Source organism: Flavobacterium sp. 3HN19-14, from assembly GCF_051373205.1.
Classification (GTDB): domain Bacteria; phylum Bacteroidota; class Bacteroidia; order Flavobacteriales; family Flavobacteriaceae; genus Flavobacterium.
The window spans coordinates 1,747,392-1,763,523 of sequence record NZ_JBPPZT010000001.1 but is presented as its reverse complement, the minus strand read 5'-3'; the positions used below and the strand labels follow the sequence as shown (position 1 = coordinate 1,763,523).

Below are 16,132 nucleotides of genomic sequence, written 5' to 3'. Positions count from 1 at the left end.
TTGACTATCACGAGTGGTGCTGTAACCGGAATTGCAATACAAGGTTCGCAAGGAGGTGCAGGATATACTTCACCTACTGTAACAATAGCACCATCAAGCTTTGGTGTTACTGGTGATTTCTCAATCATCGTAAATGCAACACCGGCACCGCCTGCAAATGATAACATTTGTACTGCAACTTCTATCGTACCGGCTGCAAACTGTACTCCGCTTGCCGGAAATACTTTTACGGCTACAGCTTCACCACAAGCAGCTTGTGGAGGTGTTGCTGATGACGACGTATGGTATTCTTTCGTTGCGGGAGACACCAATATCATCACAGTACAATCAGGAGTAGGTTTCAATGCTTATGTAGAACTTTTAAGTTCTTCAGACAATACCTGTACAGGTACGCTGACTTCACTAAGCTGTGTAAACAATACAACAGGCGGTGGAATCGAGACAATATCTCCAACTGGCCTTACTCCTGGCAACACTTATTTTGTACGTGTTTACAACGCTACATCAGGAACCGGATCAGGTAACTTTACAATTTGTATCACTTCTCCTGTACCGGTATGTACAACGAACAGTACACCGGCAAATCTTGCTACAGGAATCTCAATGACGCCAACATTTACATGGGCAGCGGCAACTTATGCTACAAATTATGACCTTTATGTTGGAACTGCTTCAGGAGCAGAAACATTATTCGCAAATTCATTAACCACCAGCTACACTGTGACTACGCCTGCGTTGGCAGCCAGCACTCTTTACTACTGGTATGTTGTGCCTAAAAACACAAATGGTACCGCAGTTTGCGGTGTTGCGAATGAAACAAGCTTTACAACTGTTTCATGTTCTGAACCAACTAATGTATTGGCAACTAATGTCACTACATCATCTGCTGACATTTCGTGGGCTGCCTCTCCGAGTGCTCCTGCTGACGGATATCAGTATGAAGTGCGTACTTCTGGTGCTGCAGGAAGTGGCAATACAGGACTTACAGCCTCTGGTACAACAAACTCTTTAAGTGTGCCTTTGTCGTCATTGGCAGCCAATACTACCTACTCTATTTATGTAAGGTCGGTCTGTAACCTTGGGTCAAGCTTATTTAGTACGTGGACATCAGTTGTAACTTTCTATACAGGATATTGTGTTCCTACTTATACAAGCGGGGCAGGTTCTGGTGACGAAATTACTAATGTAACATTAGGCACTTTAAACAACAACAGCGGTGCTTCAACTACGCCATACTATACCTATTATAATGCTCTTGCAGCACCTGTTATCGGACAAGGCGTTACTTATCCTGTATCCATATCTTTCGGTACAGATGGTAATCAGTATGCAGCAGTATGGATTGACTTTAACCATAACTTGACTTTCGAGGCAAGCGAAGGATTTATTTCAACTGTAAGCGCAGGCGCAAGCGGCACAACTGTAATTAACGTTTCAGTTCCGCTTAATGCTGTTCCAGGCATTACCCGAATGAGGGTACGTGGAGGAAACGATACCCAGCTTACTACGGCTCAGGCTTGTGGCGCTTCTTCAAGCGGATTTGGAGAAACAGAAGATTATAATGTAAATATCTCCCTTAGCAATAACTGCTCAGGCACACCTGATCCAGGAAACACATTATCATCTGCAGCTTCCGTGTGTTCCGGTGCTAATTTTAGCTTGAGTACACAAAATACGACTACAGATTTTGGTATCTCTTACCAATGGGAAAGTGCCGACGATGCTGGTTTCACAACCAATGTTACTGCACTTGGAACCAACGCTACACAGACTACAAATCAATCATCTGATAAATACTATCGTGTAACTGTAACATGTTCAAATGGTGGCGGTATCGGAGTAAGTACTCCGGTATTGGTAACCATGAATCCATTCTACAACTGTTACCCTGCGGTATATGCGTCTGATCCAGACGATGAAGACATCAGTAATGTAACTGTCGGAACCCTTAACAATTCAAGTACCTGTGCAACTGTTGGAGGTGCTGGATCTGTATTGGGCAGATACACTAATTTTACTGCTGTAAGTGCTCCAAACCTTGAGCAGCTTCAGAGCTATAACTTCTCGTTGACTCAGACAACTTGCGGAGGTACATTCAGCAATTTATTCCAGATTTACATCGACTTTAACCATAACGGAAGCTTCGCTGAAGCTAATGAAAAAGTGTACACACAACCCGCTACTGTTTCAGGAAACCAAACCATTACCGGCTCTTTCGTAGTGCCGATTGATGCCGTTCCTGGTACAACCGGTATGAGAATCGTTAACGTTGAAGGCGGCTCTGCTGCAACCAACTATGCGACTACAGCTTATACTTATGGTGAGACTGAAGACTATTTGGTTAACATCGTAGCTACATTTGCTTGTACAGGAACACCTACTCCAGGAAATACATTAAGTACAGAAAGTGCTACTTGTGCAGGTTCTAACTTTACATTAAGTGCGCAAAATGCTACATCAGGAAGCGGCGTTACTTATCAGTGGGAAAGTGCAGACGACGCAGGATTTACAACCAATGTTGTTGCACTTGGCACATCACCTACTCAGGTGACAAGCCAGACAACTGCGAAATACTACCGTGTAAATGTTACATGTAGTGGTAATACCGGTACCAGTAACCCAATTCAGGTTGGTGTTATCCAATGTACTTATGATACTGCTATTGCTCCGGCAACTTATACCTCAATTATTTCTACAGGTACTGTGCTTCCGGGATGGCAAAATCTTGGTACAACAGCTGGTGATGATAACGTATCGACTACTGTATCGCTAGCAGGAACTACATTCAAATATATCGGTACTTCGGTAACCGGTTTCCAGATGAGTTCTAACGGATGGGCAACATTCAATACTGCAAATACATCTACTGCATTTACTAACAGTCTTGTTTCCACTGCTCAAAACAAAGTTTTGGCACCGTTCTGGGATGACTTGGTGATGACAGGTACGAATTTCGCTAACCGTGACAGTAACTTCCGTTACCAGATTTCTGGCACACTTGGTTCAGGTTCGGCGGTGATCACAATGGAATGGGCAGGATTAGAGCGTTTCAACAACCCTGGTCCAAACCTCAACTTCCAGGTTAAACTTTATGAAAGCGATAACCATATCGAATTCATCTATGGTAACTTTGAAGGATTCGACGGAACTTTAACTTCTGCTTATTCATACAGTACTGGTTATAATGGTACTAATCCGGCAGGAACTTCACAATTGGATCGTTTTGCTTTGCAAACACCAAATGCGAATCATTTCTCTGCAACTACGGATCCTGCAAGTCATATCATCATGCCTGCTTGTAATACTATGATTACATTTACACCAGGCGTTTACACAGGATTGACATCAGCTCCGACAGTAGTTGCTCCTGGTAACGATAACTCAGCAGGCGCATTTACGCTTCCGGTTCTTGGATCTCCTGCTACTTCTTACTGTGGTACTTACTACACTTCAAGAGGCGCAACGAATTCAGCCGCCGGTCAGGCTTGTGCTACTACAGCCGGTAATGAAGATGATGATGTATGGTTTAAATTCACTACTACATCTGCAACTGATTATGTTATAAAACTTCGTACTTCACCAAATTACGATGGTGTCTTACAATTGCTTGATGCTTCTTTGGCACCAATTACTTGTGTTAATGCTACAGGTGCAGGTGCAATCGAAACGATTACAGCAACTGCACTTACATCTGGAGGAACAGATTACTATGTAAGAGTTTTCCATAATGGTACCACTATTGGAACCAGCAGCGGTGAATTCTCATTGAGCGTAAGTGAAGTGATCAGTGCTCCACTGAATGATAATATTGGTGGTGCTGTTCCATTGACAGTAAATACAACTTGTTCAGCAACTGCTTCTCCGCAACCAAGTATTTTGGCTGCGACTGCTTCTCCGCAAGCTGTTTGTGGTGGTACTGCAGATGATGACGTTTGGTATTCATTTACTGCAACATCTACCGCTAACACCGTAACTGTACAATCAGGCAGTGGTTATAATGCTTACCTACAGGTATTCTCTTCATCTGACAATACTGCAACAGGTACGCTTACGTCTATGACTTGTACGAATGCTACGGCAACTGCAGGGGTTGAAACTTATGCAGTTCCGTTCGTTCAGGGCAATACTTATTTCATCAGAATTTACCACGCTTTAGCTGGTACCGGTTCAGGTAACTTCACTGTTTGTGTTACCGCTCCAATTCCTGGTTGTGTTGCTTCACCGACGGCTCCGGTTAACGCCTCTTCATCTTGTCCGTCAGTAACTGCTACTACCCTATCATGGGCTGCGGTTGCAAATGCTTCGGCATATGATGTATATTTTGATATGGTTGACGGTACAACTCTTGTATCGCCGGATCAAGCTGGATTAACTTATGATGCAGGTGTTCTTGCTGCCGGAAATTATTTCTGGAGAGTTATTCCTAAAAGTGTTAACGGTGCAGCTTCGGCTTGTTCAACTTTCACATTTACAGTAAATGCACCATCAGTAGGTGGCGCAGTAAGTGGCGGAACTCAGGTATGTTCAGGATCGACAAGTGGCTTGTTAACATTATCAGGTCATACAGGTTCGATTGTACGTTGGGAAAGTTCAGTAGCGCCATTTACAACATGGACGCCGATTGCAAATACCACTGCGAGCTATACTTCCGGTGCTTTGACTCAGACAACTCAATTCAGAGCTGTAATTCAGAACAACGGATGTGCTACTGCTAATTCAACTGCAACAACTGTAACCATCAGTTCTACTACATGGAGCAGTAATGCATGGAGCAACGGTACGCCGAATGCTACTACAGGAGCTGTTATCAGCGGTAATTATTCTTCAACCGGAGACTTGACTGCTTGCAGCCTTTCTGTAACTTCGGGAACGGTAACCGTTAATCCAGGACACGATTTCGTTATTACAAATGGTGTAACAGTTTCAGGCGGTTCATTGACTTTCGAGAACAATGCCAACCTTATCCAGACAACTGCTGCTGCCAACTCAGGCGCCATCACGGTGAAGAGAAATGCAACAATGAGAAGATTGGATTATGTATATTGGGGTTCACCGGTTGCAGGACAGGATCTGAAAGTATTCTCTCCTTACACCGTATCACCAATTAACGCACCAGGTTACCCTACTCCGACAGGAGCATCGCGTTTCTATACAATGGATGAGACTACAAACAGTTTTGCAGTTGTTGCTGCTCCACTGGGCACGCCATTTGCGCCTGCTAAAGGTTATATGCTTCGTGCACCGAACAATTTCCCTACGAATGGCACACAAGCCACTTTCAACGGGGTATTTACAGGTGTACCGAACAACGGAGATGCTGCAATTGGTATTACATTTACACCACCGGCAGGAAAAGGTTTCAACATGATAGGTAACCCTTATCCATCGACTATCAATGCTGATTTGTTCTTGCAACAAAACCCGGGTGAATTGTACTTCTGGACGCATACCAACCAGGATGCACCTTCAGGAGCGAACTATGCTACTTATACCACATTCGGTACAGCTTCGGCTGCAGGTGGCGCAACTCCTGACGGATCAATCGCTATTGGTCAAGGTTTCTTGTTGAAAACATCAGCTTCAGGAACTGCAACGTTCATGAACTCGATGCGTACAGGTAATAATAGTGCGACATTCTTCAGAAATGCAAACACCGAGAAACACAGAATCTGGTTGAACCTTACCAACTCGGTAGGTTTACAAAACCAAATCTTGATCGGTTATATGGATGGTGCTACCAACGGTGCTGACGTATCAGTAGATGCGAAACAAATCGAAGGCAACATCAACAACATTGCATCGATGATTGGTGAGGAGAAATTCAACATCCAGGCACGTGCATTGCCATTTGCTGATACTGATGAGATTCCGATGAGCTTCAATGCTTTGACAGCGGGCGACTTTACAATTTCATTGGATCACGCTGACGGATTGTTCGATATCACTGAAGGCCAGGATGTTTTCATTAAAGACAACCTAACCGGACTTACACACAATATTAAGGAAAGCGCTTATGCATTTGCTGCAGAAGCAGGAACTACAACCAACAGGTTCAGTGTTGTATTCCAGAGCACAACCCTTGGTGTTGAAAACCCAACGTTTGATGCAAACAGTATCGTTATCTTCAAAAATGACAATGTTGTGAACATCAACTCAGGAAGTGTAACCATGGCAGGTGTTAAGATCTTTGACATCCGCGGCAGGTTGATTTTTGAACAAAAAGACATCAATGCTACAACTGTTGCACTTACCAACTTAAGGGCAGAACAGGAAGTATTGCTGGTTCAGATTACTTCTACAGATAACAAAGTGGTTACTAAAAAGGTTGTTTACTAATTTAGCCCGCTAAGTTTAAATAATTAAGCCTCCCAATCGGGAGGCTTTTTTTATTGTTCGATTTGTACAACCTCTTGTTCGATTTTGCCAGAGGCTTGTTCGATTCTGCCAGAGGCTTGTTCGATTTTGCCAGAGGCTTGTTCGATTCTGCCAGAGGCTTGTTCGATTTTGCCAGAGCTTTGTTCGATTCAGCCAGAGCTTTGTTCGATTCTGCCAGAGCCTTGTTCGATTCTGCCAGAGGCTTGTTCGATTTTGCCAGAGCTTTGTTCGATTTTGCCAGAGCTTTGTTCGATTCTGCCAGAGCTTTGTTCGATTCTGCCAGAGGCTTGTTCGATTTTGCCAGAGCTTTGTTCGAATTGAAAGCAGGCTTGCTTTATTACCAGTGCTTGAATCTGATTTTTGAAATTGCCTTGTATACTACTGAGTCGCTGTCGAGTATTGTGAACAGGTAGTCTTTGGCCTTATTGGCAGTATCTACAAGATTATCCTGTGTGTTGTAAACGGTGTCGTTCCTGATACTCCGGGCGTTGTTGAGCGGCACGTAGGCATCGGCTACTGCTTGTGTTTTTTCGAGCATTGCTGCCTTTTTATCCTGATAGGTGGCAATTTTGTACTCGGTTTCGTTGGGATTGTAGTTGGGTGTGCTTTGCAGCAGGGCAATCAGGCCGTCCATATTATTGGTACGCTGGTCATAGCTCATTTGTGATACGGAGTAGTTGGATTGCTCTTTATCGGGATCGGTTGCCGCTGTTGCTGAAATTTTCCTGACGCCCTTAAGCTTCCGTACAACGGCCATGAAATCTTCGAGCTGTGCCTGGGTGACGCCTTCGGTAGCTTTGTAGGCCTTGCGGAGCCTGGTCAGTTCTCTGTTGAGCGGCTTGAAAATCGATTCCCTTTCGTCTACGGCAAGCGTGTAAGGGGCAACCAGGTCATTTACATTTTTTTGTTGCGCCGCAGCGTTTGCATAGAGCGTCTTTAGATTTGGAAGGCGCAGGTTGGGATTGGCGGGATTGTGAGTGCCCCGAGTGCGGCAATGTGTGTGTTGAGGAGATTGAGATTGGCAATGTTCTTTGCATGCCCGACTTCTGATGTTGATGCCATAGGTATCTGGTTTTAAAGGTTATGGTTACTATGGCGGTAATATATTATATTAAAATTTAAATCGATTAGGTAGAAATACCTGTTTTTGTAGTTAGTATCCGGTGGTCAGTAGTTGGTGGTATCAGCAATAAGTAATCCTTTTGTTGGAACAACGGGGTGTTTGCTGAAAAATGGCCGCCGCAGATGGAGCAATTAAGCAGGTCATTTTTTTCTATTTCCATAAAATTACAGTCAAAAACTGCCAAAAATTGCACTTCGACGGAAATTTAGGTTACTTATTGATAATTCATTGCGAATACAATTTTTAATATGAAAATTAGCAGCCTCAATCTCAGATAAATATGAAAAGAAATTATCCTTTTTCTTTGGAAGCAAAATTGTGTAACCGATTTAAGTACAGTGTATTATTCCTCGTCACTATGCTTATCACCTGGTTTGGAAATGCGCAAACCACGGTAACATCCAACCTTATTAACAACAACGGTAGTACAACCGCGGTTTTTACATTCAGGAATGCCAACGCCTATGATGTTGTCATTACAGATCTGGCGGCTGTGGCAGGTTCAACCGCTACACAAACTGCGGAGTTGTGGTATAAGACCTCGACTGCAAATCCGGGTGTTCCCGGAGCGATCAGCGTTGTCAACGGATGGACATCTGTCGCAACAGCAACAGTGGCTACGACAGGAAACCTGGATAACTCTGTAACCCAACCGATGCTCTCGGGAATGTTGCTGACGGTACCAGCGAATTCTTATATGCGACTGGCCTTTACATTGTCGGCTTCGCTGCGTTACAGTACCATCAACAGCCAGTCTACCACTTTTACGAGTGGAGGTTGCAGTATTATCGTGAGCGCTAATAATGGATATGCCGGAACTGCAGACAATCCGAGCTTTACACCGAGGGGCTTTATAGGATCACTGACTTTCCATCAGATAACCTTATGCCCGGGGACGCCAACTCCCGGAAATACTACCGGGCCAACCGCTGCCTGCCCGGGTGTAAATTTTACTTTGGGCGTACAATTCCCGGCTGCTGAAACAGGTTTAAGCTATTCGTGGCAGCGTGCAGATGATATTAACTTTACAACCAACTTTGAAACGCTTAGTGGTGGGAGTTATAAATTGGTTACCAACCAACCTTCTGCAAAATACTACCGTGCAAGAGTAAGCTGTAGTGGCAATATAGCGTATAGCACACCGCTTTACATTCCGATGGATTTATTTTCCAATTGTTATTGTACCCCGACTTACGAGACCGGGATTGTAGGAAATGGCGACCAGATTACGAATGTGACACTTGAAACCCTTAATAATAGTTCAGGCGGAGTCCGTCACCGTTCTATACTTTCTTCAGCAATGTTGCCATTCCGGATTTAACGGCATCTACGACCAGTACGCTGTCGGTAAGCTACGGTCCGGACGGTGCACAGTTTTGCGCCGTATGGATAGATTACAACCATAATGGTGTATTTGATGCTTCGGAAGGGACTTTGTGTAGTGGTGATGCCTGTCCGAACGGAACATCTGTAATTAATATCGCTATCCCGCAAAACGCCCTTTCGGGGAATACCAAAATGCGCATCAGAGGTGGTGACGACAATGCCCTGACTACTGCCCAGGCTTGCGGTGCTACCAATAGTGTGTATGGCGAAACCGAAGATTATATTGTAAATATCCTGCCGGCGCCACCTGCCAATAACAATTGTGCCGGTGCTGAAACCCTGACGCTGGGTGCTTTTGGAAGCTGTCTTGCCAATACGGCATTAGGTACGACAATTGGTGCTACGCCTTCTGCGGGAATAGCAAAGACGAGTTGTGACATGGGCATTTATAAAGATGTTTTTTATAAATTCAACAGCGGGAATAATACTGAAATCAGCCTTAATTTTACTAATCTTACGGGTGTCTGCCAGTTTGGTTTATATACCGCCTGCGGAACCGGATTTGCGAATGTGTGCTCTTCGACGAGTTACTCCGGTAATATTGCCGAGGTAATTCCGAATACGACTTATTATATCGTTGTCTGGTCGAATCCGGGTAGTGAAGGTACGTTTGCGCTTTGCGTTTCGCAGACAGCGCCATGTGCCATCACCACCAACTGGAATGGGTCTGCGTGGAGCGCGGGTGCACCAAACAGCAATAAAGGCGCTTCATTCTCGTCTGATTATTCCTATACAGCTGATACGACAGTTTGTAATATCACGGTCAATTCAGGAACTTTGACAGTTAATTCCGGTTATGACCTTAATGTTCTTGGTGCAATTACAGTCAATTCACCGGGAGCGATGATTTTGGAAAACAATGCCAACCTGTTACAAACGGAAGGATTTATCAATACGGGAAATATAACGGTAAAACGCCAGGCCAACATGAGAAGGCTTGATTATGTATACTGGGGTGCTCCGGTTGCCGGGCAGGATTTGAAACTGTTCTCGCCGTATACGGTATCTCCTACTAATGCACCGGGTTTTCCTACACCTACTGGCGCATCGCGTTTCTATACTTTAAATGAATCTACCAACGGTTTTGTAGTTATCCCTAATCCATTGGGTGTCTTGTTCCTGCCCGGAAAAGGATATATGCTGCGCGCACCGAATAATTTCCCGGATGACGGATCGACCGCTACTTTTTCCGGAGAATATAATGGCGTACCCAATAACGGCAATGCATTAATCCCTATCACCAACACACCCGGAACGGGAAAAGGGTATAATATGTTAGGAAATCCGTATCCTTCAACGATAAGCGCCAGTTCATTTTTGGCGCAAAATCCGGGAGAATTATATTTCTGGACACATACGAACCAGGATGCACCTTCAGGCGCGAATTATGCAACTTTTACCACTTTCGGAACTGCATCTGCAGCAGGAGGCGCAACGCCTAACGGAACAATTGCCATCGGGCAAGGATTCTTATTAAAAACGGCAACATCCGGAATTGCCACATTTACCAATGCCATGCGCAGCGGGAACAATACGGCCACATTCTTTCGCGACGCGAATACTGACAAAAGCCGGATTTGGTTGAATCTTTCTAATGAAACGGGTATGCAAAACCAAATTTTAGTAGGCTATATGGATAGTGCAACCAATGGTATTGACACTTCTATCGACGCAAAACAGATTGAAAGCAATATCAACAATATTGCATCATTAATCGGAGAGGATAAATTCAACATTCAGGCGCGTGCGATGCCATTTGCCGTTACGGATGAGATTCCGTTGAGTTTTAATGCAATTGCTGCAGGAACTTTCAGTATCAGTATTGATCATGCTGACGGGTTATTTGCTAATGATCAGGAGGTATACCTTAAGGACAATGTTTCGAATATCATTTATAATCTGAGCGAAGGTGCTTATACTTTTGCTGCCGAAGCAGGAACGACCACAAGCAGGTTCAGTATTGTATTTGAAAATTCAACACTTGGAATCGGGAATCCTTCTTTGAACGCAGACAATCTTGTGATTTACAACAATAATAATGTATTGAATATCAATTCAGGAAGTATGGAGATGACTGATGTGAAAATATTCGATATTCGCGGAAGGCTGATTTTTGAGCAATCCGGAATCAACGCGAATACCGCTGCATTAGACAACCTGAAGGCACAGCAGGAAATGCTATTGGTCCAGGTTACATTAACCGATGGTGAAGTAATCACTAAGAAAGCAGTTTATTAAAGAGTGTCTAAATCAAATAAGAAAAGCCTTCCGCAAATCGGGAGGCTTTTTGTTTTGCACAAAGTACGAATCTGAAATACAATTTTTCTCGTACGCATATAAGTAATCATTTGTTAAAATCCTTTAAAATAAAAATTTGTAAATTTGTGAGTGCTCAGAAGCATGTAACCTACCTAAATGATAATCTATGAAAAGAACATTACATTACTTAGCGCTTTTATTGACAGTTTTAAGCAGCCCCGTTGTTTTTTCACAATGCCCGGCTGGTGACGTCACCATTACAAATCAGGCCGATATTGATAATTTCGGAACAACCTACCCTGCCTGTACAACGATCAGCGGAGTTCTGACGGTGTCAGGATCTGACATTACTAACCTCAATGGGTTTGCCAATATCACAACCGTCACAGACTATATTGATTTTAGTTCAACGCCTTTGCTGACATCCCTTTCGGGATTTAACAACCTGACATCTGCGGGCGGATTTTATCTCTATTTTGAAACAGCGCTTTCAGATTTGTCGGCACTTGGCAATCTTTCAACGATTACGGCAATAAGTCCGTTAGGAGGAAATGTACAGTTTTACGGGAACGATAATATGCCAAACATTACGCTGCCTGCACTCACTTCTGTGCCCGGTTTCGTTGACATTACGCTTAATTCGGGGCTGACAACATTATCATTTCCGGCGCTTACAAGCATTGGCGGTTCATTTTCGGTAAGCTCTAATCCGTTTTTGCCGCAAATGTCTTTTAATAGTCTGGCATCAACCGGTTATTTTTACATTGAAAATAACAACAGCCTTACTGATCTTTCCGGATTTTCATCAATTGCAACGATTAATACTTATATCGATATTTCGAACAATCCGATTCTCGCAAATATTTCAGGACTCAGTAACCTTACAACGTTAAACGGATATATCCAAATTGATAACAATCCGGCGCTGACAAGCCTTTCAGGCCTTGACAATTTAAATCCTTTAACACTTACAGGCATTAATATCAGAAATAATGCAACGCTTTCGGTTTGTAATACGGCACCTATATGTGCTTTACTTGGTGGAGCCTGCCTTTCGGATATCCATACCAATGCACCAGGGTTGCGAAAGTGCTGCGGTTATTTCGACAGCTTGCAGTATACCATGCCCAACAAACGTAACACTTTCTACGCAAGCAGAAGTTGATGATTTTGGTGTTACTTATGCACATTGTAATAATATTGGCAGTAATCTGACATTGTCGGGGCCAGACATTACAAATGTTGAAGGACTTTCACATTTATATACAATTGGCGGAGACCTTGATTTTTCAAGCACGCCTTTATTAAATGATCTTTCGGGTTTTGATCATCTGACTACTATTGGTGGTGCATTTTATTATTATTTTCAGAATCCTGCAATTGCTGTTGTAAATGCGTTTCCGGCACTGACTACCGTGGGTGGCAATTTTGTTGTCTATGATTGCGACGGACTAACGAGTTTTACTGCTGCTAATTTGCAAACTGCTGGCGGTGTGCAGGTGGGGCTCAATGATAATATGACGACTTTGGCGTTGCCAAGCCTCACAACTGTATCTGCTGATTTTACTGTATACCAAAATAATGTATTGGCAAATCTTGATTTCTCTGGCCTCAATTCGACCGGGAATTTTTATTTTGAAGAGAATAACAGCGTAACTGATATGTCGGGATTTTCGAATCTGCAAACGGTGAATGGCTATTTCGACATTACCAATATTCCACTGTTGACATCAATTACAGCATTCTCAAATCTAACGGCGATAACCGCTTATATACAAATTGAAGAAAATGATGCCATTGCTAACCTTTCAGGATTGGAAAATGTAAATCCGTTGTTACTTACGGGCGTACACATCAATAACAATCCAAATCTGGCTGTTTGTAATATTCCCGGAAGTATCTGTATTTACATCGATAATGGATCGCTCAATGTTCTGGTTGCCAACAATGCCAACGGCTGTAACAGTGCTGCGGAGATATCATACGCCTGCAGCCTGAATTGCATAAGTTATACCACTTGGAATGGCGTTAGCTGGAGCAATGGTGTTCCGAACGCGGATACCGGCGTTACAATTACCGGAGACTATACTTCTGCAGGTAATCTGGACAGTTGTTCGTTTACCGTTCTTAATAATGCAGATGTTACGATAAGCTCAGGCGATGATTTGTATGTAAAAGGAAAAGTTGACGTTCAGTCAGGGACAATGACTTTTGAAAATAACGCCAATCTATTACAGTTTTCCGAAACCGTACCCAATCAGAATGCGGGCAATATCATTTACAAACGCAATGCGCAAATGCGACGTCTTGACTATGTATACTGGGGCGCTCCGGTTTTAGACCAGAATCTTGGCGATTTTTCTCCGCAAACCGTAACCACCCGTTTTTATACATTAAATGAAACAACGAATAGCTTCGCAGCAATCGATCCGGCTTTGAACGATTTTGTTCCCGCAAACGGTTATATGATCCTGCCCCGAATAATTTTCCTACGACGGTAACAACTTTTGAGGGTATTTTTACAGGCGCTCCCAATAACGGGTCGTATTCTGTCCCGATTACCAATTCCGGTTCAGGAAAAGGGTTTAACCTTCTTGGAAATCCCTACCCTTCTCCGATCGATGCCGATTCATTTCTGACAACCAATCCGGGCACTTTATATTTCTGGACACATTTCAATCAGGTAGCCGCATCAGGCGCCAATTATGCGACTTATACTACAATGGGCGCCGCAGCTGCTACGGGTGGAGCAACGCCTAATGGCTATATTCAGGCTGGCCAGGGCTTTTTACTTAAAACAGCAACAAATACAGACGCTATATTTACGAATGACATGCGCAGCGGCAATAATGACGGACAGTTTTTCAGGACAACTAATAATATTGAGAGACACCGTATATGGCTGAACCTGTATAATGGCGAAAATATGATGAATCAGGCGCTTGTCGGATATATAACTGGCGCGACCAACGAAGCCGATGCTTCTATTGACGGGATTATGAATTATGACGGAAGTTCCATTTCAAGTATCATCGGCAATGAAAACTACACAGTTCAGGGACGCCCATTGCCTTTTGCTCCTACAGATGTAATTCCGTTGAATTTTAAAGCACTTGCAGCCGGAACTTTCACGATTTCGCTTGATCATGCCGACGGACTATTTTCAGCAACTGAAGATTCAGCACAGGATATATTCATTAAAGATGAGGTCTCCGGGATTGTTCATAATATAAAAGAAAGTCCGTATGTCTTTGCTGCAGAAGCGGGTACAACGGCTAACAGGTTTAGTATTGTTTTCGAGAATTTAACGCTTGGTATGGAAAATCCTGTTTTCGAAGCCAATAATGTGGTTGTTTTCGAACAGAATCAAATTTTAAATATCAACTCCGGAAGTACTATGATGTCTGGCGTAAAAGTATTCGATACACGCGGCAGATTGATATTTGAGCAATCCGGGATCAACTCAAACACTGTTGCACTAAACACCCTCAAATCTGGTAAAAATGTATTACTGGTTCAGGTAAAAGATACAAACAATTATACCGTCACTAAGAAAGTGGTATACTAGACTTTAAGACCATAAAAATTATTTAAGCTCTCTTGCGTGAAACCGAGGGAGTTTTTTTTTATAAAATAATGAAAAGTGAATGTTCAATAATTAAGAAAATTGAAACCCTTTTTAGCAATTCCTTAACCTAAACCCAATGACAATGCGTTAAAGTTTTCTTAACGTAAATTTTAACATTAACATTTAATCGAAAATTGAATATTTTTTTCACATTTCAAAATGTCATTTAGGATTTTTTTAAGATAATATTTTACGAAAAATTTAATAATTATATTAAATAACTAAAATCTTTATTTTTATGGATTTTATTGCATTATTGTTATAGATATAGGTGTTTTTATGATTTTTGTGATAATTCCTCCTTCAAAATCGCTATTTTTATGCCCTTAATTTAAATTATTATTATGAATTACAATTACAATCATTTTGAAGGAGGTAGGGATGCTTCGTTCAGGAAGAAGATGTGGGAAGTACGGAATCTCCGCCTTCAACTTTCTTTAAAGCCAATAAAAAATCCTGGCTTTTAGGGATTTTTATGACGATGGTACTGTTGATGAATTTCAGCGGATTTTCACAATCTGCCAGCAGTTATACTTTCAGCGAATCTACCGAGGCTTTTTCTGCTGTAGTCGGAACCAATTCAACTGCAACTGGTGACGATGGAACGCAATCACCAATCAATATTGGATTTACCTTCACTTTTGGAGGTGTTAATTACACAACTTTCGGACTTACCACAAATGGTTTCCTTAAATTGGGTGGTGCTGCAATCACTTCAACCGGAGGTTTTTCAAACGGGCTTTCAAACAGCGCAACCAATAATCCTTTGCTGGGTGTTTTTTGGGACGATAACCACAGAAATGCCGGTTCAATCCAATACCTGACGTCAGGCGTTTCTCCAAACCAAATCCTTGAAGTATCATGGACAGGTGTTAACATTGGCGGTAGCGGAGCAACAAGTGGCAGCTCGACCGCTTCTTATAAAATCAGGCTTTACGAAACAACTAATGCCATTGACTTTATATATGGAACAATGGGAGCTGCGGAACACTTTCGGCATCTATTGGTCTAGCTGACACAACTTCTTACCTTAGTGTCACACCAGGTTCGCCTTCTACAGTTTCATCAACGACTGCCAACAACAGTATATCTTCTACTACTGCGTTAGTTGGTAAGAAATTTACTTTTACACCTCCTCCTCCGTGTGCAGGAACACCAACACCTGGCTCTATTCCGGCTACGGCAGGTGTATGTAGCGGCGGAACAACCGGCACGACGCTAACTGCTACAGGATACACTTCCGGTGTTACTGGAATTACGTTCCAGTGGGAAGAGTCTGATGACAATGGTGTTGCAGATGCATGGGCTAATGCCGTTGGCGGAAGCGGTGCAACTACAGCAGCTTATACAACCCCGGTTGT

Annotated in this window: 11 protein-coding genes; 8 read left to right on the top strand and 3 right to left on the bottom strand. The window is 42.9% G+C overall.

Annotated features, from left to right (window positions below):
• Both ACSLFW_RS09435 and ACSLFW_RS09430 read left to right on the top strand, forming a co-directional pair.
• On the top strand, window positions 1-6,336 hold the full coding sequence (locus tag ACSLFW_RS09435) for a GEVED domain-containing protein (protein WP_436555538.1): 6,336 nt from the start codon (window positions 1-3) through the stop codon (window positions 6,334-6,336).
• Window positions 6,337-6,398: 62 nt separating this feature from the next.
• On the top strand, window positions 6,399-6,788 hold the full coding sequence (locus ACSLFW_RS09430; RefSeq protein ID WP_436555537.1) for a hypothetical protein: 390 nt from the start codon (window positions 6,399-6,401) through the stop codon (window positions 6,786-6,788).
• On the opposite strand, the gene ACSLFW_RS09425 is transcribed toward ACSLFW_RS09430, so the two are convergent.
• Complete coding sequence (locus tag ACSLFW_RS09425; RefSeq protein WP_436555536.1) at window positions 6,713-7,132, bottom strand: hypothetical protein; 420 nt, start codon at window positions 7,130-7,132, stop codon at window positions 6,713-6,715. The genes ACSLFW_RS09430 and ACSLFW_RS09425 overlap by 76 nt on opposite strands.
• A gap of 179 nt (window positions 7,133-7,311) precedes the next feature.
• Window positions 7,312-7,437 carry a hypothetical protein gene (locus tag ACSLFW_RS09420; RefSeq protein WP_436555535.1) on the bottom strand — a complete coding sequence of 42 codons (126 nt, stop codon included), beginning with the start codon at window positions 7,435-7,437 and terminating at the stop codon, window positions 7,312-7,314.
• A 341-nt stretch (window positions 7,438-7,778) separates the two neighbouring features.
• Here ACSLFW_RS09420 and ACSLFW_RS09415 point away from each other — a divergent pair, with 341 nt between their 5' ends.
• The 6 genes from ACSLFW_RS09415 to ACSLFW_RS09390 all read left to right on the top strand — a co-directional run bounded on the left by ACSLFW_RS09415 (window position 7,779) and on the right by ACSLFW_RS09390 (window position 15,783).
• Window positions 7,779-8,819, top strand: a complete 1,041-nt coding sequence (locus ACSLFW_RS09415; protein WP_436555534.1) for a hypothetical protein — start codon at window positions 7,779-7,781, stop codon at window positions 8,817-8,819.
• Window positions 8,807-11,122 carry a GEVED domain-containing protein gene (locus ACSLFW_RS09410; protein WP_436557418.1) on the top strand — a complete coding sequence of 772 codons (2,316 nt, stop codon included), beginning with the start codon at window positions 8,807-8,809 and terminating at the stop codon, window positions 11,120-11,122. The genes ACSLFW_RS09415 and ACSLFW_RS09410 overlap by 13 nt, the downstream gene beginning before the upstream one ends.
• A 187-nt stretch (window positions 11,123-11,309) precedes the next feature.
• A complete protein-coding gene (locus ACSLFW_RS09405) occupies window positions 11,310-12,308 on the top strand; it encodes a hypothetical protein (RefSeq protein WP_436555533.1) in 999 nt (332 codons plus the stop codon).
• Window positions 12,214-13,644: a hypothetical protein gene (locus tag ACSLFW_RS09400; RefSeq protein ID WP_436555532.1), complete on the top strand. Its 1,431-nt coding sequence runs from the start codon at window positions 12,214-12,216 to the stop codon at window positions 13,642-13,644. The genes ACSLFW_RS09405 and ACSLFW_RS09400 overlap by 95 nt, the downstream gene beginning before the upstream one ends.
• Window positions 13,645-13,865: 221 nt before the next feature.
• A complete protein-coding gene (locus ACSLFW_RS09395; RefSeq protein WP_436555531.1) occupies window positions 13,866-14,711 on the top strand; it encodes a T9SS sorting signal type C domain-containing protein in 846 nt (281 codons plus the stop codon).
• A 463-nt stretch (window positions 14,712-15,174) separates the two neighbouring features.
• Complete coding sequence (locus ACSLFW_RS09390) at window positions 15,175-15,783, top strand: hypothetical protein (protein ID WP_436555530.1); 609 nt, start codon at window positions 15,175-15,177, stop codon at window positions 15,781-15,783.
• A gap of 13 nt (window positions 15,784-15,796) precedes the next feature.
• On the opposite strand, the gene ACSLFW_RS09385 is transcribed toward ACSLFW_RS09390, so the two are convergent.
• Window positions 15,797-16,057 (bottom strand): hypothetical protein, encoded by a 261-nt coding sequence (locus ACSLFW_RS09385; RefSeq protein WP_436555529.1) that lies wholly within the window; start codon window positions 16,055-16,057, stop codon window positions 15,797-15,799.
• Between the last annotated feature and the right edge of the window lie 75 nt (window positions 16,058-16,132).